This window comes from Afifella aestuarii, from assembly GCF_004023665.1.
In the GTDB taxonomy this organism is placed as follows: domain Bacteria; phylum Pseudomonadota; class Alphaproteobacteria; order Rhizobiales; family Afifellaceae; genus Afifella; species Afifella aestuarii.
The window spans coordinates 1,515,187-1,540,417 of sequence record NZ_SAUF01000001.1; the positions used below are offsets into that span (position 1 = coordinate 1,515,187).

20 protein-coding genes are annotated in these 25,231 nt (G+C 64.6%); all 20 read left to right on the forward strand.

What is annotated here, in order from left to right; genetic code table 11:
- Positions 1 to 182 precede the first annotated feature (182 nt).
- The 20 genes from EO094_RS07095 (at position 183) to ligA (ending at position 25,193) form a co-directional block, all read left to right on the forward strand.
- Entirely contained in the window at positions 183 to 638 is a 456-nt protein-coding gene (locus EO094_RS07095) for a division/cell wall cluster transcriptional repressor MraZ (RefSeq protein WP_246008381.1), read from the forward strand.
- On the forward strand, positions 638 to 1,660 hold the full coding sequence (rsmH, locus tag EO094_RS07100; protein ID WP_128291525.1) for a 16S rRNA (cytosine(1402)-N(4))-methyltransferase RsmH: 1,023 nt from the start codon (positions 638 to 640) through the stop codon (positions 1,658 to 1,660). The genes EO094_RS07095 and rsmH overlap by 1 nt, the downstream gene beginning before the upstream one ends.
- Positions 1,657 to 2,013, forward strand: coding sequence for a cell division protein FtsL (gene ftsL / locus EO094_RS07105; RefSeq protein WP_128291526.1), 357 nt, complete (start codon positions 1,657 to 1,659; stop codon positions 2,011 to 2,013). Before rsmH ends, ftsL begins: the two co-directional genes overlap by 4 nt.
- A gap of 137 nt (positions 2,014 to 2,150) precedes the next feature.
- A complete protein-coding gene (locus EO094_RS07110) occupies positions 2,151 to 3,764 on the forward strand; it encodes a peptidoglycan D,D-transpeptidase FtsI family protein (RefSeq protein ID WP_128291861.1) in 1,614 nt (537 codons plus the stop codon).
- Between the two features lie 11 nt (positions 3,765 to 3,775).
- The gene (locus tag EO094_RS07115; protein WP_128291527.1) at positions 3,776 to 5,290 is read left to right on the forward strand and encodes a UDP-N-acetylmuramoyl-L-alanyl-D-glutamate--2,6-diaminopimelate ligase; all 1,515 of its coding nucleotides are present in this window, start codon (positions 3,776 to 3,778) and stop codon (positions 5,288 to 5,290) included.
- Positions 5,287 to 6,762, forward strand: coding sequence for a UDP-N-acetylmuramoylalanyl-D-glutamyl-2,6-diaminopimelate--D-alanyl-D-alanine ligase (locus tag EO094_RS07120; RefSeq protein WP_128291528.1), 1,476 nt, complete (start codon positions 5,287 to 5,289; stop codon positions 6,760 to 6,762). Before EO094_RS07115 ends, EO094_RS07120 begins: the two co-directional genes overlap by 4 nt.
- A 5-nt stretch (positions 6,763 to 6,767) precedes the next feature.
- Positions 6,768 to 7,850, forward strand: a complete 1,083-nt coding sequence (gene mraY / locus EO094_RS07125) for a phospho-N-acetylmuramoyl-pentapeptide-transferase (protein ID WP_128291529.1) — start codon at positions 6,768 to 6,770, stop codon at positions 7,848 to 7,850.
- 7 nt (positions 7,851 to 7,857) lie between these two features.
- Positions 7,858 to 9,303 (forward strand): UDP-N-acetylmuramoyl-L-alanine--D-glutamate ligase, encoded by a 1,446-nt coding sequence (gene murD, locus EO094_RS07130; protein ID WP_128291530.1) that lies wholly within the window; start codon positions 7,858 to 7,860, stop codon positions 9,301 to 9,303.
- Positions 9,300 to 10,448, forward strand: a complete 1,149-nt coding sequence (gene ftsW / locus EO094_RS07135; protein WP_128291531.1) for a putative lipid II flippase FtsW — start codon at positions 9,300 to 9,302, stop codon at positions 10,446 to 10,448. The genes murD and ftsW overlap by 4 nt, the downstream gene beginning before the upstream one ends.
- Positions 10,445 to 11,563 (forward strand): undecaprenyldiphospho-muramoylpentapeptide beta-N-acetylglucosaminyltransferase, encoded by a 1,119-nt coding sequence (gene murG, locus EO094_RS07140; protein ID WP_128291532.1) that lies wholly within the window; start codon positions 10,445 to 10,447, stop codon positions 11,561 to 11,563. The genes ftsW and murG overlap by 4 nt, the downstream gene beginning before the upstream one ends.
- Positions 11,560 to 12,972, forward strand: a complete 1,413-nt coding sequence (gene murC, locus EO094_RS07145; protein WP_128291533.1) for a UDP-N-acetylmuramate--L-alanine ligase — start codon at positions 11,560 to 11,562, stop codon at positions 12,970 to 12,972. The genes murG and murC overlap by 4 nt, the downstream gene beginning before the upstream one ends.
- A gap of 28 nt (positions 12,973 to 13,000) precedes the next feature.
- The gene (gene murB / locus EO094_RS07150; RefSeq protein WP_128291534.1) at positions 13,001 to 13,942 is read left to right on the forward strand and encodes a UDP-N-acetylmuramate dehydrogenase; all 942 of its coding nucleotides are present in this window, start codon (positions 13,001 to 13,003) and stop codon (positions 13,940 to 13,942) included.
- 134 nt (positions 13,943 to 14,076) lie between these two features.
- Positions 14,077 to 15,009, forward strand: a complete 933-nt coding sequence (locus EO094_RS07155) for a D-alanine--D-alanine ligase (RefSeq protein WP_281275235.1) — start codon at positions 14,077 to 14,079, stop codon at positions 15,007 to 15,009.
- A complete protein-coding gene (locus EO094_RS07160; protein WP_128291535.1) occupies positions 14,997 to 15,911 on the forward strand; it encodes a cell division protein FtsQ/DivIB in 915 nt (304 codons plus the stop codon). The genes EO094_RS07155 and EO094_RS07160 overlap by 13 nt, the downstream gene beginning before the upstream one ends.
- Complete coding sequence (gene ftsA / locus EO094_RS07165; protein ID WP_425455848.1) at positions 15,908 to 17,233, forward strand: cell division protein FtsA; 1,326 nt, start codon at positions 15,908 to 15,910, stop codon at positions 17,231 to 17,233. Before EO094_RS07160 ends, ftsA begins: the two co-directional genes overlap by 4 nt.
- A gap of 86 nt (positions 17,234 to 17,319) precedes the next feature.
- Positions 17,320 to 19,083: a cell division protein FtsZ gene (gene ftsZ / locus EO094_RS07170; RefSeq protein WP_128291536.1), complete on the forward strand. Its 1,764-nt coding sequence runs from the start codon at positions 17,320 to 17,322 to the stop codon at positions 19,081 to 19,083.
- Between the two features lie 244 nt (positions 19,084 to 19,327).
- Positions 19,328 to 20,284 carry a UDP-3-O-acyl-N-acetylglucosamine deacetylase gene (lpxC, locus tag EO094_RS07175; RefSeq protein ID WP_128291537.1) on the forward strand — a complete coding sequence of 319 codons (957 nt, stop codon included), beginning with the start codon at positions 19,328 to 19,330 and terminating at the stop codon, positions 20,282 to 20,284.
- Positions 20,285 to 20,444: 160 nt separating this feature from the next.
- Positions 20,445 to 21,293 (forward strand): outer membrane protein assembly factor BamD, encoded by an 849-nt coding sequence (locus EO094_RS07180; RefSeq protein ID WP_128291538.1) that lies wholly within the window; start codon positions 20,445 to 20,447, stop codon positions 21,291 to 21,293.
- A gap of 15 nt (positions 21,294 to 21,308) precedes the next feature.
- On the forward strand, positions 21,309 to 22,988 hold the full coding sequence (recN, locus tag EO094_RS07185) for a DNA repair protein RecN (RefSeq protein ID WP_128291539.1): 1,680 nt from the start codon (positions 21,309 to 21,311) through the stop codon (positions 22,986 to 22,988).
- Positions 22,989 to 23,018: 30 nt separating this feature from the next.
- Positions 23,019 to 25,193, forward strand: a complete 2,175-nt coding sequence (gene ligA, locus EO094_RS07190; RefSeq protein ID WP_128291540.1) for an NAD-dependent DNA ligase LigA — start codon at positions 23,019 to 23,021, stop codon at positions 25,191 to 25,193.
- The last annotated feature ends 38 nt before the right edge of the window (positions 25,194 to 25,231 follow it).

Sequence of the window (25,231 nt, forward strand, 5' to 3'; positions counted from 1 at the left end):
CAGATTCCATTGCAAACCATGGTATCCCATGCTATCCCATGGATACCCGGAATGGATCGGTAATGATGATGTGCGTGGGGTTCTCGGCGCGCTTCGTCTTTCGTGTTTGCGGAATGCCGTGACCTTGCCGGGGAGGGCGGCTCGATGACCGCTATGGGGTGTGCAGGCGTATGGACGGGTTCGTGGCAACCTTCACCAACCGGCTCGATGCGAAGGGCCGGGTGTCGGTGCCTGCCCAGTTCCGTGCGGTGCTTGCGCGGGAAGGGACGGAAGGGCTGTTTTGTTATCCCTCACTCGACCAGGACGCGATCGATTGCGGCGGCGCTCGTCTTCAGGACGAGATCAGCAAGCGCCTGCAAGCCTTCGAGACGTTCTCGGAGGATTACGAGACCCTTTCCACGGCCTTCTATGCCGACAGCCGTCTCCTGAAGATCGATCAGGACGGTCGCATCATGCTTCCCGAGGAATTCATCGAATTCGCCGGCATCAAGGATGCGGCGGTGTTTGCCGGTCTCGGCCTCAAATTTCAGATCTGGGAGCAGGAGAAGTTCCAGGCGCGCCGTCAGGTCGCCCGCTCCAGACTGCGCAGCATCATCCGTTCGCTCGACGGCAAGCGGCCGTCCGAGGACGACGCGTGATGGGCGGGTCGGAAAGCCTGCCGAACAATTCCCCGCATGTCCCGGTGATGCTCGAGCCGGTCATGGAGGCTCTCAATGTGCGCGCCGAGGGGCGCTACATCGACGGAACATTCGGGGCCGGCGGCTACAGCCGCGCCATCCTCGAGGCGGGCGGCGCGGTTCTGGCGATCGATCGCGATCCGAGTGCGATCGCCGGCGGTGCGGCTCTTCTCGACGAATACGGGGCGCGCCTGCGTCTCGTCGAAGGCCGTTTCTCCGAGCTCGAGGCGATCGCCAAAGACAACGATTTCACGCCAGCCGATGGCGTCGTTCTCGATATTGGCGTGTCCTCCATGCAGCTCGATCAGGCCGAGCGCGGCTTCTCATTTCGTTTCGACGGCCCGCTCGACATGCGCATGGGCGCGGACGGTGCGTCTGCCGCCGACGTCGTCAATCGTGCCTCGATCGGCGATCTTCAGCGCATCATCGGCCATCTCGGTGAGGAGCGCCGCGCCGGGCGCATTGCCCGCGCAATCGCCGCGGCCCGCGAGGACGAGCCGATTACGCGCACCGCGACGCTCGCTTCAATCGTCGAGAAGGCGGCCGGCGGCCGGGCTCCCGGCTCCCATATCCATCCTGCGACGCGCACCTTTCAGGCGCTGCGCATCTTCGTCAACCGCGAGCTCGACGAGCTCGTCGAGGCGCTTTCTGCGGCCGAGCAGGTTCTGGGCGAGGGCGGCAGGCTGGTCGTCGTCGCCTTCCATTCGCTCGAGGATCGTATCGTCAAGCGCTTCCTGCGTCTGCGCAGCGAGGAGCTGCGCGGTTCGCGCCATCAGCCGTTGAATGTCGGTCCGGCGCCGAGCTTCAAGGCGCTCAATCGCGGCCTCAAGGCCGATGATGCGGAAACTGCGCGCAATCCGCGGTCTCGCTCAGCGGTTCTGCGTGCGGCCGAACGCACCGCGGCTGCCGCTCATCCCCTCGATAACACGCGCCTCGGTGTTCCCCGCCTTGTCGGTGTCTCCGGGCCGGAGGCCTTCGCATGATGCGTGTTCTCAACATCGTCGCCATCGCCGCGGCCCTCATCGCGGCCTTCTCCGTGTTCAATCTGAAGTACCAGGCTGAAGGCGTCGCCAAAGAGGTCGCTGAGCTGCAGCGGAAGGTCGATCAGGAAAAAGAAAGCCTGTCGCTCCTGCGCGCCGAATGGAGCGTTCTCAACCAGCCGGAACGTGTCGAGGAACTCGTCACGCGGCATGCCGAAGCTCTCGACCTCGCACCCGTCGAGCCGGCGCAACTTGCTGATCCAAGGCAGATACCCATGCGAAGCATCGCTCCGAGCGAGCAGGACCGTGATCTCCTGACCGGCCTCGCCGGCGATCTGGTGGAGAAACTCCAGTGAGCGTCACGACCGAAGCCTTCAAGCCGGACAATTCATGGCGGGAGAGCAGCTGGAGGCATCTTGCTTCCCGCCCGCGTCAGCCGTCGATCACCCGAGCTGGCGACAACGAACGTCTGCGTTGGCGTGTCGTCTTCGCGATGGCCGCGTTCGGCGTGCTCTACGCGGTGCTCGCCGGACGGCTCGTGCATCTGGGTCTCGCCGCCAATGGCGATGATATGCGCACGGCCGGTGCCGCAAGCGCGGTTGCTGCCGCGCGGCCCGATATCGTCGACGAGAACGGCGAGATTCTCGCCACCGACATCAAGACGGCGTCGCTTTACGCAGAGCCGCGCCGCATCGTCGATGCCGACGAGGCCGCCGAGCAATTGTCGCTGGTTTTCCCGGATTTCGATCGTGAGCGGCTGCGGCGCGATCTTGCCACCAATGCGGGCTTTCTTTGGCTGAAGCGCGAGATCACGCCGGATCAGCGCCGGCGTGTGCACGAGCTCGGCCTGCCGGGCATCGGCTTCGTCTCTGAAAATCGCCGTTTCTATCCTGGCGGCCCAACCGTTTCCCACATTCTGGGTGCGGTCAACGTCGACAATCAGGGCATCGCTGGCATCGAAAAGTATATCGACGACAGCGGTCTTGCCGATCTGCATCAGGCGGGCTTTGCGACCGAACACGGTCTCGAACCGGTCAAGCTCTCCATCGATCTGCGTGTGCAGCATGCTGTCCGCAGCGAGCTCGAGACCGCGATGGGCAAGTACACCGCCAAAGCCGCCATCGGCATCGTGCTCGACGTGAAGACCGGCGAAGTCGTCGGCATGAGCTCGCTGCCCGACTTCGATCCGAATATCCCTGCCCAGGCTCTCGACAAGGACCGGCTCAACCGCGCCACCGTCGGCGTCTACGAGATGGGCTCGACCTTCAAGACGTTTACGACGGCCATGGCCCTCGATTCAGGGCTGGTGCACCTGAACGACACGTTCGACGCGAGCAAGCCGCTGCGCATCTCGGGCTTCACCATTCACGATTTCCACGGCAAGCACCGGGCTTTGAGCGTGCCGGAGATCTTCATCTATTCGTCGAACATCGGCACGGCGAAGATGGCGCTCGAATGCGGCATCCCCATGCAGCAGGAATTTTTGGGCAAGCTCGGGCTTCTCGACGAGTTGCGGACCGAATTGCCGGAAGCCGGCGCACCGCTGAAGCCGCGGGAGTGGACCAAGCTCTCTTCGGTCACGATTTCCTTCGGCCACGGCATTTCCGTGTCTCCGCTGCAGACGGCTGCGGCCGGTGCGGCGCTGATGAACGGCGGCTATTATATTCCTCCGACGTTCCTGCCGCGCGACGAGCGGACTGCGGCCGAGCTTTCGCGCCGGGTGGTCAAGCCTGAGACGAGCGCCGATATGCGCAAGCTGATGCGGCTCAACGTCCTCAAGGGGTCCGGCCGCCGCGCCGCCGTTCCGGGCTACCGCGTCGGCGGCAAGACGGGGACCGCCGAAAAGGTGGTGAACGGCAAATACGCGCACGACAAGCGCCGCAATGCCTTCCTGTCGGCTTTCCCGATCGACGATCCCCGCTATCTCGTGCTGGTGGTCATCGACGAACCGAACCCGGAGAAGCCTGGATTGCCCGCCACGGCCGGCATGAATGCCGCCCCCACGACCGCCGCCATCATCCGCCGGATCGCCCCGATGCTCGGCATCAAACCGCTCCTCACCGATCCTGAAGAGGATCTGGCGACGACGATCGCAGCCATCGAGTAGGTGACAGGTCGATGGCTTCCGACAAGGCCTACCCACCGCGCCGGCTCGGCAAGCTCTTCGGCGACGAAGCTTCCGTTGCCGACGATGCCGCCGAGGTTTGGATCTCCGGACTGACCGCGGACAGCCGCGAGGTGGTCCGGGGAACGCTCTTCGCTGCGCTGCCCGGCACAAAATCCGATGGCGCTTCCTTCATCCCGGATGCGATGAAGAAGGGTGCCGCCGCGATCCTGACGGGCACGAAGCCGCTTCCTGAAGATCCTGGCGTGCCGGTCATCCGTGCCGCCGATCCGCGCCGCGCGCTCGCCGTTGCGGCCGCCAATTTCTTCGGACGGCAGCCGGAGCGTGTGGTCGCCATCACCGGGACGAGCGGCAAGACTTCGGTCGCCGTCTTCACACGGCAGATTTTTGCCCATGCGGGGCTGAAGGCGGCGAGCCTCGGGACGATCGGGCTCGTGACGTCGGACGGCCAGACGAAGCCCGGCCTGACGACGCCGGATCCGGTTTATCTGCATCGTACGCTTGCCGATCTCGCCAAGTCGGGCGTCACGCATCTGGCGCTTGAAGCCTCCAGCCATGGCCTCGACCAGCGGCGGCTCGACGGCGTCAAGCTCGCGGCGGGCGGCTTCACCAATCTGTCGCGCGATCATCTCGATTATCACAAGACGCTCGAAGAGTACCTTCTCGCCAAGCTCAGGCTCTTCGAGGTGCTTCTGCCGGAAGGTGCGGCCGCCGTGGCCGATGCCGATCAGAAGGAAGCGATGCGGGTGAGGGCGATCGCCAGGCGTCGCAATCTCTCCTATCTGTCGATCGGCAAAGCGGGCGAGACGCTTCGGCTCCTTTCGGTCACGCGCATGCCGGACGGAGCTCGTCTGCTCCTCGAAGTGAACGGCGAGAAACGTTACGTGCCGCTGCCGCTCATCGGGGAGTTTCAGGTCTCCAACGCCTTGATGGCCGCATGCCTCGCCGTGGGCGCAGGGCTTTCGGTCGATCAAGCACTTGCGGCGCTGCCGGAGCTTCAAGGCGCGCCGGGGCGGCTGGAGCTCGTCGGGAGCCATCCGAACGGGGCGCAGGTTTTTGTCGATTACGCGCACAAGCCGGGCGCGATCACGGCAGCGCTTCAGGCGCTGCGTCCGCATACGCAGAACCGTCTCGTCATCATCTTCGGGGCGGGCGGTGATCGCGATCCCGGCAAGCGCGAGCTGATGGGCGAGGCCGCGCGCGAGGCCGCCGACCGGGTCATCGTCACCGACGACAATCCGCGCAGTGAAGATCCGGCGTCAATCCGCCGGGCCATCATGGCCGCGGTGCCGAAGGCCCGGGAAATCGGCGACCGGCGCGAGGCCATTCGGCAGGGCATTGCCGGTCTCGAAGCCGGCGACATCCTGCTCGTGGCCGGCAAGGGACACGAGACCGGCCAGACGGTCGGCGATCAGGTTCTGCCCTTTTCCGATCAGGAAGAGGTGCGCAAGGCGCTGGCGGAAACCGGCAGCGAAGCTCCGCAAGAGGCGAAGGAACAGCCCCAATGAACCCTTTGTGGCGGATAGCCGAGTTCCTGGCCGCCACAGAAGGGCGGCTGGAAGGTGGGGCGCCTCAACCGGCTTTGGCCGGAGACGAGGATGCTGGCGCGATCTCGCCGATGGCCATCACCGGCATCTCCATCGACAGCCGCTCGGTCGGTCCCGGTGAGGCCTTCTTTGCTATCAAAGGCGATCGTTTCGACGGCCACGATTTTGCCGAGGCCGCGCTGAAACAAGGTGCCGCGCTCGCGGTCGTCTCCGAAGATCGTCTTGCGGAACTCTCCGGCGGACCCTTCGCGGTCGTGCCCGACGATCCCTTGAAGGCGCTCGAACGCCTCGGCATCGCCGCACGCGAGCGCTCGCATGCCAAGATCGTCGCGGTGACGGGCTCTGTCGGAAAGACCGGCACGAAGGAAATGCTGCGGCTCGCCTTCTCCCTTCTCGGCGAGACGCATGCGCCGGTCGGATCCTTCAACAATCATTGGGGCGTGCCCCTGACGCTCGCGCGCCTGCCGGAAAAGGCAGCTTTCGGGATTTTCGAGATCGGCATGAACCATGCCGGCGAGATCCGGCCGCTGACGCGGATGGTGCGACCGGACGTTGCGATCGTCACGACCGTCGAACCCGTGCACATCGAGTTCTTCGGGACTGTCGAAGCGATCGCCGATGCCAAGGCGGAAATTTTCGAGGGGTTCGAAGAGGGCGGAACGGCGATCCTCAATCGCGACAACGGCCAGTTCGATCGTCTTGTCGGCGCGGCCCGGGCGCGGGGCGCGCGGATCGTCAGTTTCGGAGGCCATCCCGATTGTGACGTCAGTCTTGTCGGTCTTATCGAAGAGGCCACGGGGAGCCGGGTGACGGCCGATGTCCTCGGGGAGAGCGTGCAGTATCGGCTGGGCGCGCCCGGTCGCCATCTGGCAACCAATTCCTTGTCCGTTCTTGCAACGGCTGCGGTTCTCGGAGAGAGCCCGTCGGCTGCCGGCGAAGCGCTGTCGCAGTTTTCAGCTCCCGTCGGACGCGGGGCACGCACGCAGCTTCGTGTCGGCGAGGGAAGCTTCACCCTCATCGATGAAAGCTACAACGCCAATCCGGCGTCGATGCGCGCGGCGATCGCGCTCCTGGGTGCGGCCGAGCCAGGTCCGAACGGTCGGCGGATCGCCGTTCTCGGCGATATGGGAGAGCTTGGCGAGCATGGGCCGGCTTTTCATGCCGAGCTTGTTGATAATCTTGCAACAGCCCGCGCCGATCAAATCTTTCTGGTCGGGCCGCTCATGCATCATCTTTGGAATCACTTGCCGGAACGGGTGCAGGGAGCCTATGCCGAAGCGGCGGGCGAAATTGAGCCGATTCTTCTCGATGCGATCCGGCCGGGCGACGTGGTGATGGTGAAAGCCTCCCTGCTCACCGGTCTCGGCAGAGTGGTTGCGGCAATGAAAGAGCGGTTTCCCGCAAGAGATCCAAGCGAAAAAGAAGAGAGCTGAGACGGATGCTGGCCTATCTGCAGAACTTCGCGGATGACTTCTCCGTCTTCAACATCTTCCGTTACATAACCTTCCGAACAGGGGCGGCGACGATGACGGCGCTGCTCTTCGTTTTTCTGTTCGGTCCGATGATGATCGAGGTGCTGCGCTTTCGGCAGGGCAAAGGTCAGCCGATTCGAGCCGACGGGCCGCAAACGCATTTCAAGAAGGCCGGAACCCCCACGATGGGCGGGCTGATGATCCTGACGGGCGTCGTCGTCTCGGCGCTCCTGTGGTCGGATCTTTCCTCGCCGTATGTCTGGTGCGTGCTTCTGGTGACGCTCGGTTTCGGTTCGATCGGCTTCTACGACGATTATCTCAAGGTGAAGGGCGCGTCTTCGAAAGGCTTTTCGGGACGGGCGCGGCTCGGCTTCGAGGCATTGATCGCCGGCGCCGCTGTCTACGTGATGATGCGGGCGGGCGAGGGCGCAAGCGCGACGGCGCTGACGTTGCCGTTCTTGAAGGAGACCTTCATCCAGCTCGGGATCTTCTTCGTCGTCTTCGGCGCCTTCGTGATCGTGGGGGCGGGCAATGCCGTGAACCTGACCGACGGTCTCGACGGGCTCGCCATCGTCCCGGTGATGATCGCTGCCGCCTCCTTCGGGCTGATCGCCTATCTCGCCGGCAATATCCGCTTCGCCGATTATCTCCAGATCCATTACGTCGCCGGAACCGGCGAGCTTGCCGTTCTCTGCGGCGCGATGATCGGCGCCGGTCTCGGTTTTCTCTGGTTCAACGCCCCGCCTGCCGCAATCTTCATGGGCGACACTGGCTCGCTGGCGCTCGGCGGCATGATCGGCGCGGTCGCGGTCGCCACCAAGCACGAGGTCGTGCTCGCCATCATCGGCGGCATCTTCGTCATGGAAGCACTGTCGGTGATCATCCAGGTCACCTCTTACAAGCTCACGGGCAAGCGCGTCTTCAAGATGGCGCCCATTCATCATCATTTCGAGCAGATCGGCTGGACCGAACCGCAAGTCGTGATCCGGTTTTGGATCGTCGCCGTGGTTCTTGCCCTGATCGGCCTCTCCACGCTGAAACTCCGCTAGGCCGGCGATGTCGATCCCTCTGTCCCATCTCAAAGGAAAAAGTCTCGGGGTTTTCGGGCTCGCCCGCAGCGGGCTTGCGACGGTCAAGGCCGCTGTCAGCGGTGGGGCGCGCGTCTATGCCTGGGACAACCGGGAAGATGCGCGGGCAAAAGCGGCGGGCGAGGGCGTCACGCTGCAAGAGCCGGGGGAATGGCCGTGGGAAGAGCTTGCCGCTCTGGCGCTCGCCCCGGGCGTGCCCCTCACGCATCCCGAGCCGCATCCGATCGTCGGCATGGCCCAGGGGGCAGGCGTCGAAATCCTGTGCGATGCGGAGCTTCTTTTCCGCGAGCTCGAAGGCAAGGCCCGGTTCGTCGCCATCACCGGCACGAACGGCAAGTCTACGACGACGGCGCTCATCGGCCATCTCCTCGGCGAGGCCGGAATTGCGGTCGAGGTGGGGGGCAATATCGGGCGTTCCGCGCTTGATCTCGCAGCGCCTTCAGCGAGCGAGCCTGTCTCAGGGAGTTTCCCCGAGCAAATCTATGTGCTCGAGCTCTCGTCCTATCAGCTCGATCTCTGCCACCGTCTTCGGCCCAACGTTGCGGTCTGGCTCAATCTGACGCCGGATCACCTTGACCGCCATGGCGATATGGCCGGCTATCGTCTCGCCAAGGAGCGGATCTTTGCGAAGATGGGCGGCGACGATCTTGCGGTTCTCGGTATCGACGAGACCGATATGGAAGAGGTTGCCGGCGCGCTTTCCGAACGAGCCCAGGCGCCCCGGCTTGCCCGCGTCACCGTGCGCGAGCGGGACGCGGCCGACATTCGCGTCGACGAAGCCGGGCAGATGACGGATGCGCGCAACGGCGAGGGGCTCGATCTTTCGGCGTTCCCATCGCTGCGCGGACGTCACAATTGGCAGAACGCTGCCTGCGCCTATGCGGCCGTGCGAGAGCTTGGCGTGCCGGTCTCTCAGATCACCGCTGGGATGGCGAGTTTTCCGGGGCTCGAACACCGCATGCAGATCGTCGGACGACACGGCAAGGTGCTTTTCGTCGACGATTCCAAAGCGACCAACGCCGATGCGGCCGCGCCCGCTCTGGCAACCTTTCAGCCCGTCTACTGGATCGTCGGCGGACGCCCGAAGGCGGGCGGCATTCACGGCTTGTCCGGTTTCTTCCCGCGCGTTGCGAAAGCCTATCTGATCGGCGAGGCGGCGGATGAATTCTCCGCCACGCTTGCCGCGCGAGTCCCGCATGTCATCGCCGGAGAGCTCGCACGCGCCGTCAGGATGGCGGCGGAGGATGCGGCGCTCGATCCGGAGGACGAGCCTGTCGTCCTCCTGTCGCCGGCGGCGGCTTCCTTCGATCAGTTTCCCGATTTCGAGGCGCGCGGACGAGCCTTCGTCGCCGCCGTCAACGCCCTGGACGATGCATCCGCGCAGCAGGCTGCGCTCTCGGAGACCGCGTCATGATCAGTCGTCGCGACCGTTCCCTGATTGCCGAATGGTGGTGGACCGTCGATCGCACGACGCTCTTCCTGGTGCTTCTTCTGCTCGCCGCCGGCGTCGTCCTGTCCTTTGCGGCGAGCCCGCCGGTTGCCGAACGTATTGGCCTCTCGACCTATCATTTCGCGATCAGGCAGGCGATGTACGCGCCGACCGCGACGGCGATCATTCTCAGCATCTCGCTGCTCACGCCCCGCCAGGTGCGTCGGCTCGCGCTTCTCATCCTCCTCGTGTCTCTGTCGATGATGGTCGCAGTGCTCTTCATCGGCGACGAAGTGAAGGGCTCGCGGCGCTGGGTCTATATCGCTGGCATGTCGTTGCAGCCGTCGGAGTTCCTGAAGCCCGCCTTCATCGTCATCGTGTCGTGGCTGTTCGCGGAAGGCTCCAAACATCCGGAAGTGCCGGGCAAGCTTCTCGCCGTCATTCTGCTCATCATCACCGCGGCGCTGCTCGTGGCCGAGCCTGATCTCGGCCAGACCATCCTGATCTTCTCCGTTTGGGGTGCCGTCTTCTTCCTGGCTGGCGTGTCGCTGCCTCTGGTCGGCGGGCTCGCGGGCACGGCCGTGGCCGGGCTCTTTGCGGCCTATTTCATGTTTCCGCACTTCACCTCGCGCATCGACCGGTTCCTCGATCCGGAAGGCGGCGACACCTATCAGGTCGATATTGCCATGCGTTCCTTCGAGCGCGGCGGTTGGTCTGGATCGGGACCGGGCGAGGGCGTGATGAAGCGGATCCTGCCGGATTCGCATACCGACTTCGTCTTCGCGGTGATTGCCGAGGAATTCGGAATCGTCCTGTGCCTCGCTCTCATCTGCATCTTCGGCTTCATCGTCATGCGCGGGCTCATGCATGCGCTGCGGCGCAAGCAGCCGTTCGAGCGCATGGCGATCGCCGGCCTCTCTACCCAGATCGGCCTGCAGGCCTTCATCAATATGGGCGTGAACCTGCAGCTTCTGCCCGCCAAGGGCATGACCTTGCCGTTCATTTCGTATGGCGGCTCGGCGTTGCTTTCGAGCGCCGTCGTCATGGGCTTCATCCTCGCCCTGTCGCGCGAGCGTGCGGAGCGGAAGGTGACCGTCATGCCGCATTCGAGCTTTGCTGAGCAATTATGAGCGAAAAGACCAGGCCGTTGGCCTTGCTGGCCGCCGGGGGAACCGGCGGGCATCTCTTCCCGGCAATCTCTTTGCGGGCCGAGCTGAAAAAGCGCGGCTATGACGTCGCGATCGTCACCGACAAAAGGGCGGGGCAATACGCGGGCAATCTGCCCGCCGACGAACTCCACGCCATCGATGCGGCGACGCTTTCCGCCGGCAATCCGGTGCGGGCGGTTTCCTCGATGTGGAAACTCTCGCGCGGCGTCCTGCAATCGCGAAAACTGCTGCGGCAGCTCGGCGCGGATATCTGCGTCGGTTTCGGCGGCTACCCGACCGTGCCGCCGCTCCTTGCCGCGCGTATGGCGCGTGTGCCCGCCCTCGTGCATGAGCAGAACGCGGTTCTTGGCCGTGCCAACAGGCTGCTGGTGAAGGCCGGCGCGGCACTTGCCACCGGGTTTCCCGATCCGAAAGGTGCGGCTTCTGCGAAGCGCCTTGCTTTCACGGGAAATCCCGTCCGCGAAAGCGTCATCGACGCCGGCAAGACCGCTTATGAGCCTGCCGGCGAGGAGGACAGCTTTCGCCTTCTTGTCTTCGGCGGCAGTCAAGGTGCGCGCGCGCTGTCGTCACTGGTGCCGGAGGCGGTCGCGCTTCTGCCACGTGCGCTGCGCGCAAGGCTTCAGATCGTGCAGCAATGCCGGCCGGAGGATCTCGACACGGTGCGGCTTCTCTACGGCCGTCTCGATGTCTCGGCGGAACTTGCCTCCTTCTTTCAGGATCTGCCGGCGAAGATCGGCGCAAGCCATCTCGTCATCAGCCGCGCAGGGGCGTCGACGGTGTCTGAACTCGCCGTTATCGGCCGTCCGGCCATCCTCATCCCTTTCCCGCACGCGATCGACCAAGATCAGGCGGAGAATGCCCGCCTTCTCGCCGATGTCGGCGGCGGCTGGATGATGGAAGAAGGCTCTTTGACCGCGGAAGGCCTTGCCTCGCGGTTGAAGGAGCTGATAGCGCATCCCGACGAACTGGCCGCAGCGGCCGCCGCCGCGAAAAAGGCCGGCCGGCCGGACGCGGCCGAAAGGCTCGCCGATCAGGTCGACGAGCTCGTCAGCCTGACGCGAGGACATCGCCAATGAAAATGCCTTACAACATCGGCCCGATCCATTTCGTGGGGATCGGCGGCATCGGCATGAGCGGCATCGCTGAGGTGCTGATCAATCAGGGTTGCCAGGTCCAGGGGTCCGATGTCTCCGACAGCCCGAATGTCGCCCGCCTGCGCGCCAAGGGAGCTGAGGTGATGATCGGGCACGCGGCGGAAAATCTTCGCAACGCGGCGGTGGTCGTTGTCTCTTCGGCCATCAAGCGCGACAACCCGGAACTCCAAGCAGCGCGGACGCAAGGTCTGCCCGTGGTCCGGCGGGCGGAGATGCTGGCGGAGCTCATGCGACTCAAATCCGCGGTTGCGATCGGCGGCACGCACGGCAAGACCACGACCACGTCCATGGTGGCGGCTCTGCTCGACGCTGGAGGGCTCGACCCGACCGTCATCAATGGCGGCATCATCAACGCCTACGGCACCAATGCCCGCATGGGCGACGGCGAATGGATGGTGGTGGAGGCGGACGAGAGCGACGGCACCTTCGTCAAGCTGCCGGCCGACGTCGCCGTCGTGACGAATATCGATCCGGAACATCTCGACCATTACGGCTCCTTCGAAAAGGTGCGCGAAGCCTTCATGGCCTTCGTGGAGAACGTGCCCTTCTACGGCTTTGCCGTGATGTGCCTCGATCATCCCGAGGTGCAGGCGCTGGTGAAGCGCATCGAAGACCGGCGCATCATCACCTACGGCTCCAATCTCCAGGCTGAGGTTCGGTTTCACTCGGTGAGCTTCGTGCCGGGTGAATCGCATTTCTCGATCGAGCGGCGCGACCGGCTGACTGGCGAAACGGAGACGCTTTCCGACCTCGTTCTGCCGATGCCGGGCATCCACAACGTCTCGAACGCGACGGCTGCGATCGCAGTCGCCCGGGCGCTCGGCGTATCGGAAGCGGATGTGCGCAAGGGGCTCGCCTCGTTCGGCGGTGTCAAACGCCGCTTCACGCTGACGGGCACCTGGAACGGCGTCGCCATCTATGACGATTACGGCCACCATCCGGTGGAGATTTCGGCCGTCTTGAAGGCCGCCCGCGCGAGCTGCCGCGGCCGCGTCATCGCTGTCGTGCAGCCGCACCGCTACAGCCGCCTCCACAATCTCTTCGATCAGTTCTGCGCCTGCTTCAACGATGCCGATACCGTCATCGTGGCGGACGTTTATTCGGCGGGCGAAGACCCGATCGAAGGGGCCGATCGCGACAGTCTCGTCGATGGGTTGCGCGCCGGCGGACATCGCGACGTGCGACCGCTTCCGAGCGAAGCCGAGCTTGCCCGCATGATCGCCGATGTCGCGAAGCCGGACGACATGGTCTTGTGCCTCGGCGCGGGCTCTATCTCGAAATGGGCCAATGCTCTGCCGGGTGAGCTCGATGCGCGAGACGAGGCCGCGTGAGCCTCAAGCTCGATCGGCAGGGATTGTGATGCGCGCTCAGGAACTCGAGGGCCTGCTCGACGGCTTCCGCGGCAGGCTGAAGGCGAACGAGCCGCTCGCGCCGATCGTCTGGCTGCGGGCCGGCGGGCCGGCGGATCTTCTCGCCATGCCGGCCGATGTCGATGATCTCGCCTTTCTTCTGAAAGCTCTGCCCGAAGAGGTGCCGGTGACCGTAATCGGTCTCGGCTCCAATCTCCTCATCCGTGATGGCGGGATCGAAGGCGTGGTTATACGCCTCTCAGGCAAAGGACTGGGTAAGATCGAGGTCGATGGTGATCTCATTCGCGTCGGCACCGCGCTTCCCGACAAGCTTTTTGCGAAGGCGGCGCTCGATGCGGGCCTCGGCGGCTTCGCGTTTTATCATGGGATACCGGGCGGGCTCGGCGGGGCGCTCAGGATGAATGCGGGCGCCAATGGCGGTGAAACCTGTGATCGGCTGATCGAGGTCGTGGCGCTCGACCGTCAGGGCAACCGCCATGTGCTGACGCAGGCGGAGATGGGCTATTCCTACCGCCACAGCGACGCGCCCAAGGATCTCATCTTCGTCGAAGCGCTCTTTAGGGGCGAGAAACGGCCCGAGGACGAAATCCGAGCCGAGATGGATGCGGTGCAAAAACACCGGGAAGAGGCGCAACCGATCAAGACCCGCACCGGCGGTTCGACCTTCAAGAATCCCCTCGGCCAGCGTGCCTGGGAGCTGATCGATGCCGCCGGCTGCCGGGGGCTCAGGATTGGCGGGGCGCGCGTTTCCGAGATGCATTGCAACTTCCTCATCAACGAGGATGACGCCAGCGCCTACGACCTTGAATTGTTGGGCGAGACGGTGAGGGCGCGGGTTCTCGCCCATTCCGGCGTGCGGCTCGACTGGGAGGTCCGGCGCCTCGGCCGGTTCGGCGAGACGGGCGAGGTCGAGCCGTTCCTGGGTGCGTGAGTGGGCGCTTTTCAAAGAATCGCCGATCCACCTCTTAGTTAACGATTTCTAACCCTTTCGGGTCGAGATTGCGGCTTCGTTCGAATGCGGACCGAGCGCCAGGCGCGTCGGTTGGAGCAGAGGGAGGCGCTGCCGTGACCCGCAACACCCATATTGCCGTCTTGATGGGAGGCTGGTCGTCGGAGCGATCGGTGAGCCTTTCCTCCGGCAAATCCTGTGCCGATGCCCTCGAAGAGCGGGGGTATCGGGTGACGCGCGTCGATGTCGGGCGCGATATCGCAAACGTTCTCAGCGATCTGCGTCCGGACGTTGCCTTCAACGCTCTGCACGGGCCTTTCGGCGAAGACGGCAAGATCCAGGGCCTCCTGGAAATCCTCGAGATTCCCTACACGCATTCCGGCGTGCTCGCCTCCGCGCTCGCCATGCACAAGGTCAAGGCGAAGGCCGTCGTGGCGAATGTCGGCGTGCCGGTCGCGGAACAGCGTGTCGTGACTCGGGAGGAAACGGCGCGCGAACACGTCATGGCGCCACCCTATGTCGTGAAGCCGATCAACGAAGGCTCGTCCTTCGGCGTGACGATCGTACCTGAGGATCAGGCGCATCCGCCGCAATCGCTTCTGGGCGATGCCTGGACCTATGGCGAGGAGGTGCTGGTCGAGCACTATGTCGCCGGCAAGGAGCTCACCTGTGCCGTTATGGGACGGCCGGGCGAGGAGGAGGCCTTCGACGTCATCGACATCGTTCCCGTGGGCCACGGCTTCTATGACTTTGATGCAAAATATCTTCAGGGGGGCTCTAAGCACATTCTCCCGGCCAATCTTAAACCATTTGTTTACCAAAATATCCGCAGGTTCGCTTTGGAGGCGCATCGTGCCATCGGGTGTCGCGGAGTGTCTCGCAGCGACTTCAGGTACTGCGAGGAAAGCGATGAGCTCATCTGGCTGGAAGTGAACACACAGCCAGGCATGACGCCGACCTCCCTGGTCCCGGACATGGCGGCCCATGCAGGCCGCAGTTTCGGGGATCTGGTGACTTGGCTTGTGGAGGATGCATCGTGCCGACGATAGGGACGTGGCTGGCAGATCAGGGGGCTCGGGTCGACGCGTTGAGCGACGGTCTCGGCCATACCCTGAATCGCGCCGTGCCGCCGCGCCTGCGTCGCATCGTGGAAAAGATGCAGACCGGCCGGCAGCACCATTACGGCCAGGTCGCCGCGATCGGTTTCCTGGGCGCCACCATTCTTTACGGTCTGATCGCCGGCGGTCACATGCTGACGCTGCTCGACCGCACCGTTGCCGCCGCCTTTTTCGGCATTCAGGAGATCCGCATCGGCGGCGAGATCGAAACGCCCGAATCTGCGGTCGTCGATCAGCTCGACATTCGTGGCGGCTCGCTGCTCGGATTTGACGCGAGCGACGCGCGCGAGCGCCTCATCGCGCTGCCCTGGGTCAAAGACGCCGACATCCGCAAATTCTATCCGAACCGGCTCGACATCACGCTCACCGAGCGCACGCCCTTCGCGCTCTGGCAGAACGACGAGGTGATCTCGATCATCGACCGCACCGGTGTGGTCATCGGGCGGTACAAGGATGTGCGCTTCGCCGGACTTCCCTTCGTGGTCGGCAAGGGCGCGGACAGCCGCGCCGACGGATTCATGACCATGGTGCAGCGGCACCCGTTCCTGGCGGAGCGCATGCGCACGGCCGTGCTCGTCTCGGAGCGCCGCTGGGATCTCGTGACGAAGAACGGCATCACCGTTCAGCTGCCCGAGAACGGGGTCGACGAGGCGATCGATCGCCTGAAGGCCCTGCAGGACAAGGACGACGTCCTGTCGCGCGAGATCGTCACCATCGATCTGCGCCTCAAGGACCGCATCCGCATCGGCCTTGCGGACAATATGGCCGAAACCGTCATCAAGGAGAATGAATCGGTGATCCGTCGCCTCGCCAAAGCTGGAGGCGAGATTTGAACGCCATCACTGAAAATGCCGGCTCCCGCATCAAGCCGCTGTCGCCGCGCCGCACCGCCGTGGTGAGCGTGCTCGACGTCGGCTCGTCGAAGACCACCTGCCTCATTGCGCGCCTGAAGCCGCTCGAGGGCGATCATCATGCGGGCCGCACGCACCATGCTGAGGTGATTGGTTTTGGGCTGACGCGCTCGCGCGGTATCAAATCGGGTGCCGTCGTCGATCTGGAAGAGGCGGAAAAGTCGATCCGGATCGCTGTCGATCAGGCCGAGCGGATGGCCGACATGACGATCGGCTCCGTCATCGTCAACGTGTCGAGCGGACGTCTGAAGAGCGATACGTTTTCTGCCACGGTCGAATTGTCCAGTTCGGGCGTGTCGGAGGTCGATATTCAGCGCGTCCTCGGCGCGGGCTGCGCCAACTCCATCGCCGACGGGCGCGTCGTCGTCCATTCCCTGCCGATCGGCTATGCGCTCGATGGACACAGGGGAATTGCCGATCCACGCGGCATGCTCGGCAGCGAGCTCGGGGTGGACATGCATGTCGTCACCGCCGACGAAGCGCCGCTGACGAACCTCGAACTCGCCGTGAACCGCTGCCACCTCGAAGTGGAGACCGTGGTTGCGACGCCTTATGCGTCGGCGCTTTCGGTCCTCGTCGAGGACGAGGTGCAGCTCGGCGTCGCCTGCCTCGATTTCGGTGGCGGCACCACCAGCCTGTCGATCTTCTACGAAGGCCAGTTCATTCACGCGGCCAGCGTGCCGGTCGGCGGCAACCACGTCACCATGGATATCGCACGCGGCCTCTCGACCCGGCTTGCCGATGCGGAGCGCCTGAAGGCGCGCCACGGTTCGGCGCTGCCTTCGATCTCCGACGAGAAAGACATTTTGACGATCCCGCCTGTCGGCGAGGACGAGCGAGATGCGCCGAATGCGGTGCCGCGCTCGACGCTGACGCGCATCATCCGGCCGCGCATCGAGGAAACCCTCGAAATGGCGCGCACGATGATCGACGAATCGGGATTTGCCGAGATTGTCGGCAAACGCGTCGTTCTGACCGGCGGGGCGAGCCAGCTCACCGGACTGACGGAAACGGCGCGGCGGATGCTTGGACGCAATGTGCGTCTCGGCCGCCCGCAGCAGGGTGCGAATGCTTTGCCCGAGGCGGTCAAGGGACCGGCCTTCTCGGCGGCGCTCGGCCTTATCACCTATCCCCAGGTCGCCCGCATCGAGCAGTTCCGGACGAGACGTCCGAGCCAGTTTGCGATGACCGGGACGGATGGATACTTCGCCCGCATGGGGCGATGGATCAGGGAGAGTTTCTGACGCGCGGCGCGGGGCCGAGCGGCAATTGAGAATAGGCGCGGGCAAGGCAGATGCCCGACGCGAGGACAGCGGCGAAAGGACAACAGATGGCCATCAACTTGCATATGCCGGACCTTACCGAATTGAAGCCCCGGATCACCGTCTTCGGTGTCGGCGGGGCGGGCTGCAACGCGGTCAACAACATGATCGAAGCAGGCCTGCAGGGCGTCGACTTCGTCGTCGCCAACACCGACGCCCAGGCGCTGACGATGTCACGCGCCGACCGCGTGGTGCAGATGGGTGTGGCGGTGACGGAAGGCCTCGGCGCCGGATCGCAGCCGGAGATCGGGCGGGCCGCTGCCGAAGAAACGATCGATGAGATCAACGACCATCTGACCGGCGCGCACATGGTCTTCATCACCGCCGGCATGGGCGGTGGCACCGGCACCGGCGCCGCACCGGTGGTGGCGCGCGCTGCACGCGATGCCGGTATACTGACCGTCGGTGTTGTCACGAAGCCGTTCCAGTTCGAGGGCCAGCGCCGCATGCGCCTCGCCGAGGCCGGCATCAACGAGCTGACGCAGCATGTCGATACGCTGATCGTCATCCCGAACCAGAATCTGTTCCGCATCGCCAACGAGAAGACGACCTTCGCGGACGCCTTCGCCATGGCCGACGAAGTCCTTTATTCCGGTGTCGCCTGCATCACCGACCTGATGGTCAAGGACGGGCTCATCAACCTCGACTTCGCCGACGTCCGCTCCGTCATGCGCGAGATGGGCAAGGCGATGATGGGCACCGGCGAGGCCTCCGGCGACAAGCGCGCTGTGGAAGCCGCCGAGAAGGCGATTTCCAACCCGCTCCTCGACGAGGTCTCCATGCGCGGTGCGCAGGGCCTGCTGATCTCGATCACCGGCGGCAAGGACATGACGCTGTTTGAGGTCGACGAGGCGGCGAGCCGCGTTCGCGAAGAGGTCGACGGTGATGCCAACATCATCTTCGGCGCGACCTTCGACGAAAGCCTGGAAGGCGTCATACGCGTTTCGGTCGTCGCCACCGGCATCGACCAGGAACAGCGCCAGTCGGAGAACACCGAGCAGCGCATGCAGGAGTTAAAGCAGCGCCTGAAGAGCGTCGGCGGTCCGGCAGGTCATGCCCGTCAGGCTCCTGAGCAGGTGGCGGCGAAGGCCCCTTCTTTCGAGGAGGCGATGGCTGAGGATCTGGAGCGTGAGCTCGCTGCTCCGCGCCAGCAGCAGGTCGAGCGCCAGGTCGCGGCCGCAGCCGCCGCCGTGCCGCACACGAACCAGCAGCCGCGTGCCGAAGTTCGCCAGGAGAAAGGCATCAAAATCGGCCCGTTTCGCCCCGAACCGTCCCTGATCGCGCCGCGTGATGCGCATGACGAGATGGAGACGCGCGAAGCCCCGGTGCGCCGTCAGGAGGCTTTCGTTCCTCAGGCTGCGGAGCGGCCGGAGAGCGTGCAGCCGCGTATGCCGAAGGTGGAGGATTTTCCGGCCATCGCACAGCGGCAGATTCACGCCAGCCGGGGTGCCGCCAATGAGGAAGAAGAGCGCCGTCCGCGGTCCCTCCTGCAGCGTCTGACGCATGGTCTTGCCAAGCACGGCGAGGGCGAGGAAGGCCAGGCTCCGCGTCAGGCTCGCGACATGGAAATCGAGCCGCGGATCGCTGCCGCCCCCGAGCGGGCGCCGGCCCGTCCGTCGGCCGCCGAGACCTTCGGCCGGCCGCAGCAGCGGCGTGCTGTTGATCAGGCGGCACGCGGCGGTCTCGATCCGCATGGCCGTCCGGCAGCGGCTGGGCACAGCGAGGACGACCAGCTCGAGATTCCGGCATTCCTGCGGCGCCAGACCAGCTGATGGGCGCTCACAGCCTGTAACGCTCTTGCGGCCCCGGCGTTTTTCGCTGGGGCCGCGTCATTTTTAAGCTACTGTTTTCATGGGGAAAAATCGGGTCCAGGCCAGATCTCAAGTCGGTAACAAAAGGTAAGAAAGCTTGATTGGCGAAACTGTGACCGCTGCTGCTAGCTTCCGGCGCGTCGGGTGAGAGCCGGTCCGCTCCGATTCGCGATGCCACCGGCACGACAACATGAAAGATGGCTTGATGACACAGACCGCTCAGAGCGCCCAAAAGACGCTCCGCAGGGATGCGACACTTACGGGCATCGGCACGCATAGCGGCAAGCCGGTGACGTTGCGGCTGTCTCCTGCCGACCCGGATACGGGTATCGTCTTCGTTCGCCGCAACGAGGCCGGCGAAGACGTTTTCATTCCCGCGCGCTCTTCCTCCGTCGTCGGCACGCAGATGTGCACGATCCTGGGTGATGGCGCCGGACTTTCGGTCGCCACCGTCGAGCATCTTCTGGCTGCGACTTCCGCTCTTTCCATCGACAATCTTGTGATCGAGGTCGATGGCGCCGAAATCCCGATGATGGACGGAAGTGCCTCGGCCTTCGTGGAGGCGATCGACGAGGCCGGTATCGTGGCGCAGCCTGCACGGGCGCGCGCGATCAAGGTTTTGAAGCCGGTACGCCTCGAGGTCGGATCGTCCTGGGCCGAATTTCTGCCCTATAACGGGCGTCGCTTCACCGTCGAGATCGATTTCGACTGCCCGGTCATCGGCCGGCAGAAGCATGCGGCCAACATCACCGCGAACAGCTTCCGCCGCGACATCTCGCGGGCGCGGACCTTTGGTTACATGAAGGACGTCGAGGCCTTGTGGGCCAAGGGGCTTGCTCTCGGCTCTTCCCTCGACAACGCCGTGGTGATTGCCGACGACAAGGTCGTCAATCCGGAAGGCCTGCGCTACCCGGACGAATTCGTTCGCCATAAGCTGCTCGACGCGGTCGGCGATCTCGCTCTCGCCGGGGCGCCGATCATCGGCCATTATCGTTCCTATCGCGGCGGCCACAAGGTCAATGCCATGGCGCTTGCGGCGCTTCTGGAAGATCGCTCCGCGTGGAGCTGGCTCGTTTCCTCCGATCCCGCGCCGCGTCGCAGCGAGCAGGCGGAAGGCCTGCCCGGCTATTTCGCCCCCGCCTTCGCTCCCGACCGTTCGTAGCCATCACAGATGATGGCGCCATCACCATATGGCAGCCATTTTTGCGTGCTGTGCCCATCGCAGCCGGCCGACATTTGCGATTGCGGTGTGCATGCGGCTTTGCAGTCGGCCTGATCTTCGATAAGGAGGCAGCCCGTGCCCTTTTGCTCCGTGTGGATGCATGACTTTCTCTGACGCTACCAAGCCCGGGCTGCGCATCGTCGCCGCCAGTCTCCTCGTTGCCTCGATCGGCGCCTGCTCGAATTTCGGCAATCGTACGAAAATCATCGAGGAGGAACCGACCGTTCCTGCCGACGTCCTCTACAACGAGGGCCTCGCAGCGATGAAGGAAGGGGAGACGACCAAGGCGAAGGAGAAGTTCGCCGAGATCGACAAGCAGCATCCCTATTCGGATTATGCGCGCCGTTCGATGATCCTGTCGGCCTACCTCAACTACAAGCGCGGCAATTACACGGATGCGGTGACCGAGGCGAAACGCTTCGTGACATTGTTCCCGGCCAGCGATGATGCGGCCTATGCCCAGTACATCATCGCCGAATCATATTACCGGCAGATCCCCGACGTGACGCGCGATCAGGAAATGACGCAGCGCGCGATCCTCGCTTACGGGCAGATCCTCAGCAAATATCCCGATTCGGAATATGCCGATGACGCGCGCCGGAAGATCGATGTCGGCCGCGATCAGCTCGCCGGCAAGGAGATGCAGACCGGGCGCTACTATCAGGAGCGCGGGGAGTATCTGGCTGCGGTGAACCGATTCAAATCGGTCGTGGAAGCCTATCAGACCACCCGTCATGTCGAAGAGGCGCTGCATCGTCTGGTCGAGTGCTATCTCGCTCTCGGTCTCGTCGATCAGGCGCAGACGGCGGCCGCGGTGCTTGGGCATAACTTCCCAGACAGCCCCTGGTACAAGGATTCCTACCGGCTTCTGGCGGATAAGGGTGTCGAACCGTCGGAAAGCAAGGGATCTTGGATCTCGCGGGCCTTCCGCTCGGGGCAGGCCACCTGATAGCTTCCGGCGGCCATGCTGGCCAACCTGACCATCCGCGACATCGTTCTCATTGAACGCCTGTCGATCGACTTTGCCGCCGGTCTCAGCGTCCTGACGGGCGAGACCGGTGCGGGCAAATCGATCCTGCTCGATTCGCTGGCGCTCGCTCTCGGCGCGCGCGGCGACGCGGCGCTGGTGCGCTCCGGCGCGAACCAGGGGCAGGTGACGGCCGTTTTCGATCTCGTTCCGACGCATGCCGTCATCCGGACGTGCGAGGAGAACGGCATCGACGTCGACGGTCCCCTCGTTCTTCGCCGCCTGCAGTCGGGCGACGGGCGCAGCCGCGCTTTCATCAACGATCAGCCGGTGTCGGTTTCGCTCTTGCGCGAGATCGGCCATCAGCTCGTGGAAATTCACGGCCAGCACGACGAACGCGCGCTGGTCGCGCCCGAAGAGCACCGCAGGCTCCTCGATGCTTTCGGCGGGCTGGAACGGGAGCGGGCGGAAGTTGCCGGCCACGCCCAGGTGCTGAGAGAGGCGGAGCGGCAGGCCGAAGAGCTGCAAGCCTCCATCGAGGCGGCCGAGCGCGAAGCCGATTTTCTGCGCGCTGCCGTTGAAGAGCTCGAAGCGCTTTCGGCCGAACCCGGCGAAGAGGAACGGCTTGCCGATCGCCGACGGCTTCTCATGCAGGCGGAGAAGGTTGCGGGCGACCTCAACGAGGCGCTGGATATCCTGGGCGGCAACGTCTCGCCCGTGCCGGATCTGGCCGCTCTCATGCGCCGGCTGGAACGCAAGAGCGCGGAGATGCCGGAGGTGATGGACGCGATCGTGGAAGCGATCGGTCAGGCGCTCGACCGGCTTGAGGATGCCCGTTCGGGCCTTGCTGCGGCGGTCACCGAGCTCGGCCATGATGCGGGCGAGCTCGAGCGCGTCGAGGAGCGGCTTTTCGCCATTCGCGCGGCGGCACGCAAATATCGCTGCGAGGCCGACGCGCTTCCGGGCGTGGCGGCGGATTTTGCGGCGAAGCTCGACGATTTCGAAAGCGGTCACGACCGGCTGGCGCGGCTGCAGAACGCGGTGCGCGAGGCCGAGGAAAGTTATATCGCGGCGGCGCGCATTCTGTCGGAGCGACGGGAAGAGGCCGCGCGAGGTCTCGAAGAGGCGGTGACTGCCGAACTGCCCGCTCTGAAGCTCGAAGCCGCGTCCTTCCACGTGCATCTGCAGCGTGACGATGCGCGGCGGAGTGCGGATGGCTTCGACACGGTGTCCTTCGAGGTTCAAACGAATCCGGGCACGGCGCGCGGGCCCTTGATGAAGGTCGCGTCCGGCGGCGAGCTGGCCCGTTTTCTTCTGGCGCTCAAGGTGGCGCTCGCCGACCGCGGGTCTGCTCCGACGCTCGTCTTCGATGAGATCGATTCGGGCGTCGGCGGTGCGGTGGCGGAAGCCATCGGACGGCGGCTCGCACGGCTTTCAGAGCGCGTCCAGGTGATGTCGGTCACGCATGCGCCGCAGGTTGCGGCCCGCGCCAACGGCCATTTCGTCATCTCCAAGCGCGTGACCGACGAAGGGCGCAAGACGGCGACGGCCGTGACCCGCGTCGAGGCTGAAGATCGGCGCGAGGAGATTGCGCGCATGCTCGCGGGCGCCACGATCACCGACGAGGCGCGGGCGGCGGCCGAACGGCTCATCGTGGGTGAGACGCAAGCCTCTTGAGCTTGGCGCGGCTTTGCGCGACAGGACGGCATGGCACCACGCTCCAAAAAGTCGTCTGAAGGCGAAGAGGCGCTTGCCGCCGAGCCTGTCGACAAGCTCACCCTCGACGAGGCGCAGGCGAAACTCGCCCGGCTGGCGGCGGAGATCGCCGAGCATGACCGGCGCTATTACGAAGACGATGCGCCTTCGGTTTCCGATGCGGCCTATGATGCCCTCCGGCAGCGCAATGCGGCGCTCGAGGCTCGCTTTCCGGAGCTGAAGCGCAGCGATTCTCCTTCAGAGAAGGTCGGCGCAAAACCTTCCGGCCGCTTCGCCAAGGTACGCCACAGCGTGCCGATGCTGTCGCTCGACAACGCCTTTTACGATGAGGACGTGCACGATTTCGCGGCGCGGATCCGGCGGTTTCTCGGGATGAAGCCGGAAGAGGCGATCGAGGTTCTGGCAGAGCCGAAGATCGACGGGCTGTCGGCCTCTCTGCGTTACGAAAACGGCGTTCTGGTGCGCGGGGCAACGCGTGGCGACGGTACCGAAGGCGAGGACGTCACCGCCAATCTCCGCACCATCGAGGATATTCCCGAACGGCTGCCGAAGGGCGCGCCGGAGGTGATGGAAGTGCGCGGCGAGGTCTATATGAGCCACGCCGATTTCGAAGCCCTCAACCAGCGCATGGAGGCGGCGGGGGACCGCGTCTTCGCCAATCCCAGAAACGGCGCGGCAGGCTCCCTGCGCCAGCTCGATGCCAGGGTGACGGCAAGCCGGCCCTTGCGCTTCTTTGCTTATAGCTGGGGCGAGGTGACGGCGCTGCCGGCGGACACGCAATGGGGCGTGATGGAGGTGTTTCGCGACTGGGGGCTGCCGACCAACCCGTTCATGAAGCTCTGCGCCAATGTCGAAGAGGCGCTTGCGCATTGCCGTCATATCGAAGCGGAGCGGGCGCTTCTCGGCTACGACATCGACGGCGTCGTCTACAAGGTGAACCGGCTCGATCTGCAGGAGCGTCTCGGTTTCGTGTCGCGCTCGCCACGCTGGGCGATCGCGCACAAATTCCCGGCCGAGAAGGCGACGACGGTTCTGGAGGGCATCGAGATCCAGGTCGGGCGCACCGGGGCGCTGACGCCCGTCGCGAAGCTGAAGCCGGTGACCGTCGGCGGGGTCGTCGTTCAGAACGCGACGCTGCACAACGAAGATTACATCAAGGGGATCGGTCGCGACGGCGAGACGATCCGTGATGGCAAGGATATCCGTGTCGGCGATACGGTGACCATCCAGCGGGCCGGCGACGTCATTCCGCAGGTGCTCGACGTCGACCTTTCGAGGCGACCGGAAGACGCTAAGCCTTTCGAGTTTCCGACCCAATGTCCGGAATGCGGTTCCGACGCGGTGCGCGAGCACGATCCCAAGACGGGGCGCACCGATGCCGTGCGCCGCTGTACGGGTGGGCTCATCTGCCCGGCGCAGGCGGTGGAGCGGCTCAAACATTTCGTCTCGCGCGAGGCCTTCGACATCGAGGGACTCGGCTCGAAACAGGTCGAGGCGTTCTGGCGGGACGGCCTCATCATGCATCCCTCCGACATCTTCACGCTTTCCGCGCGCGACGAGCGCTCACTCAAAAAGCTCAAGGATCGCGAGGGGTGGGGCGAAACGAGCGTGCGCAATCTCTTTGCGGCGATCGACGAGCGGCGGCAGATTTCGTTCAACCGCTTCATCTATGCGCTCGGCATTCGCCATGTTGGCGAAACCAACGCCAAACGCCTGGCGCGCCATTACGGGACCGTCGAGGCTTTCCTGGAGGGAGCCCGCGCCGCAACGGATCAGGAAGGTCAGGCCTGGCAGGAGCTCAACGACATCGACGGCATCGGGCCGGTGGTGGCAGAGGCCATCGCCCAGTTCTTCGGCGAAGAGCACAATCTTGAGGAGATCGAGCGGCTCCTGCGCGAGGTGACGCCGGAAGAGGCGGAGAAGGTCGCCTCGGCTTCGCCGGTCGCCGGCAAGACGGTCGTCTTTACGGGCTCACTCGAAAAGATGACCCGCGACGAGGCAAAAGCGATGGCGGAGCGCCTTGGCGCGAAGGTGTCGGGATCCGTCTCCGGCAAGACCGATCTCTTAGTCGCCGGCCCGGGCGCCGGCTCGAAGCTCAAAAAGGCCGCCGATCTCGGCGTCGAAGTCATCGACGAGGATGGCTGGTTCAAGCTCATCGGCGAGTGAGAGCGCCAGCGGATAAAAGCGTCAGCGGGCGGGCGCGG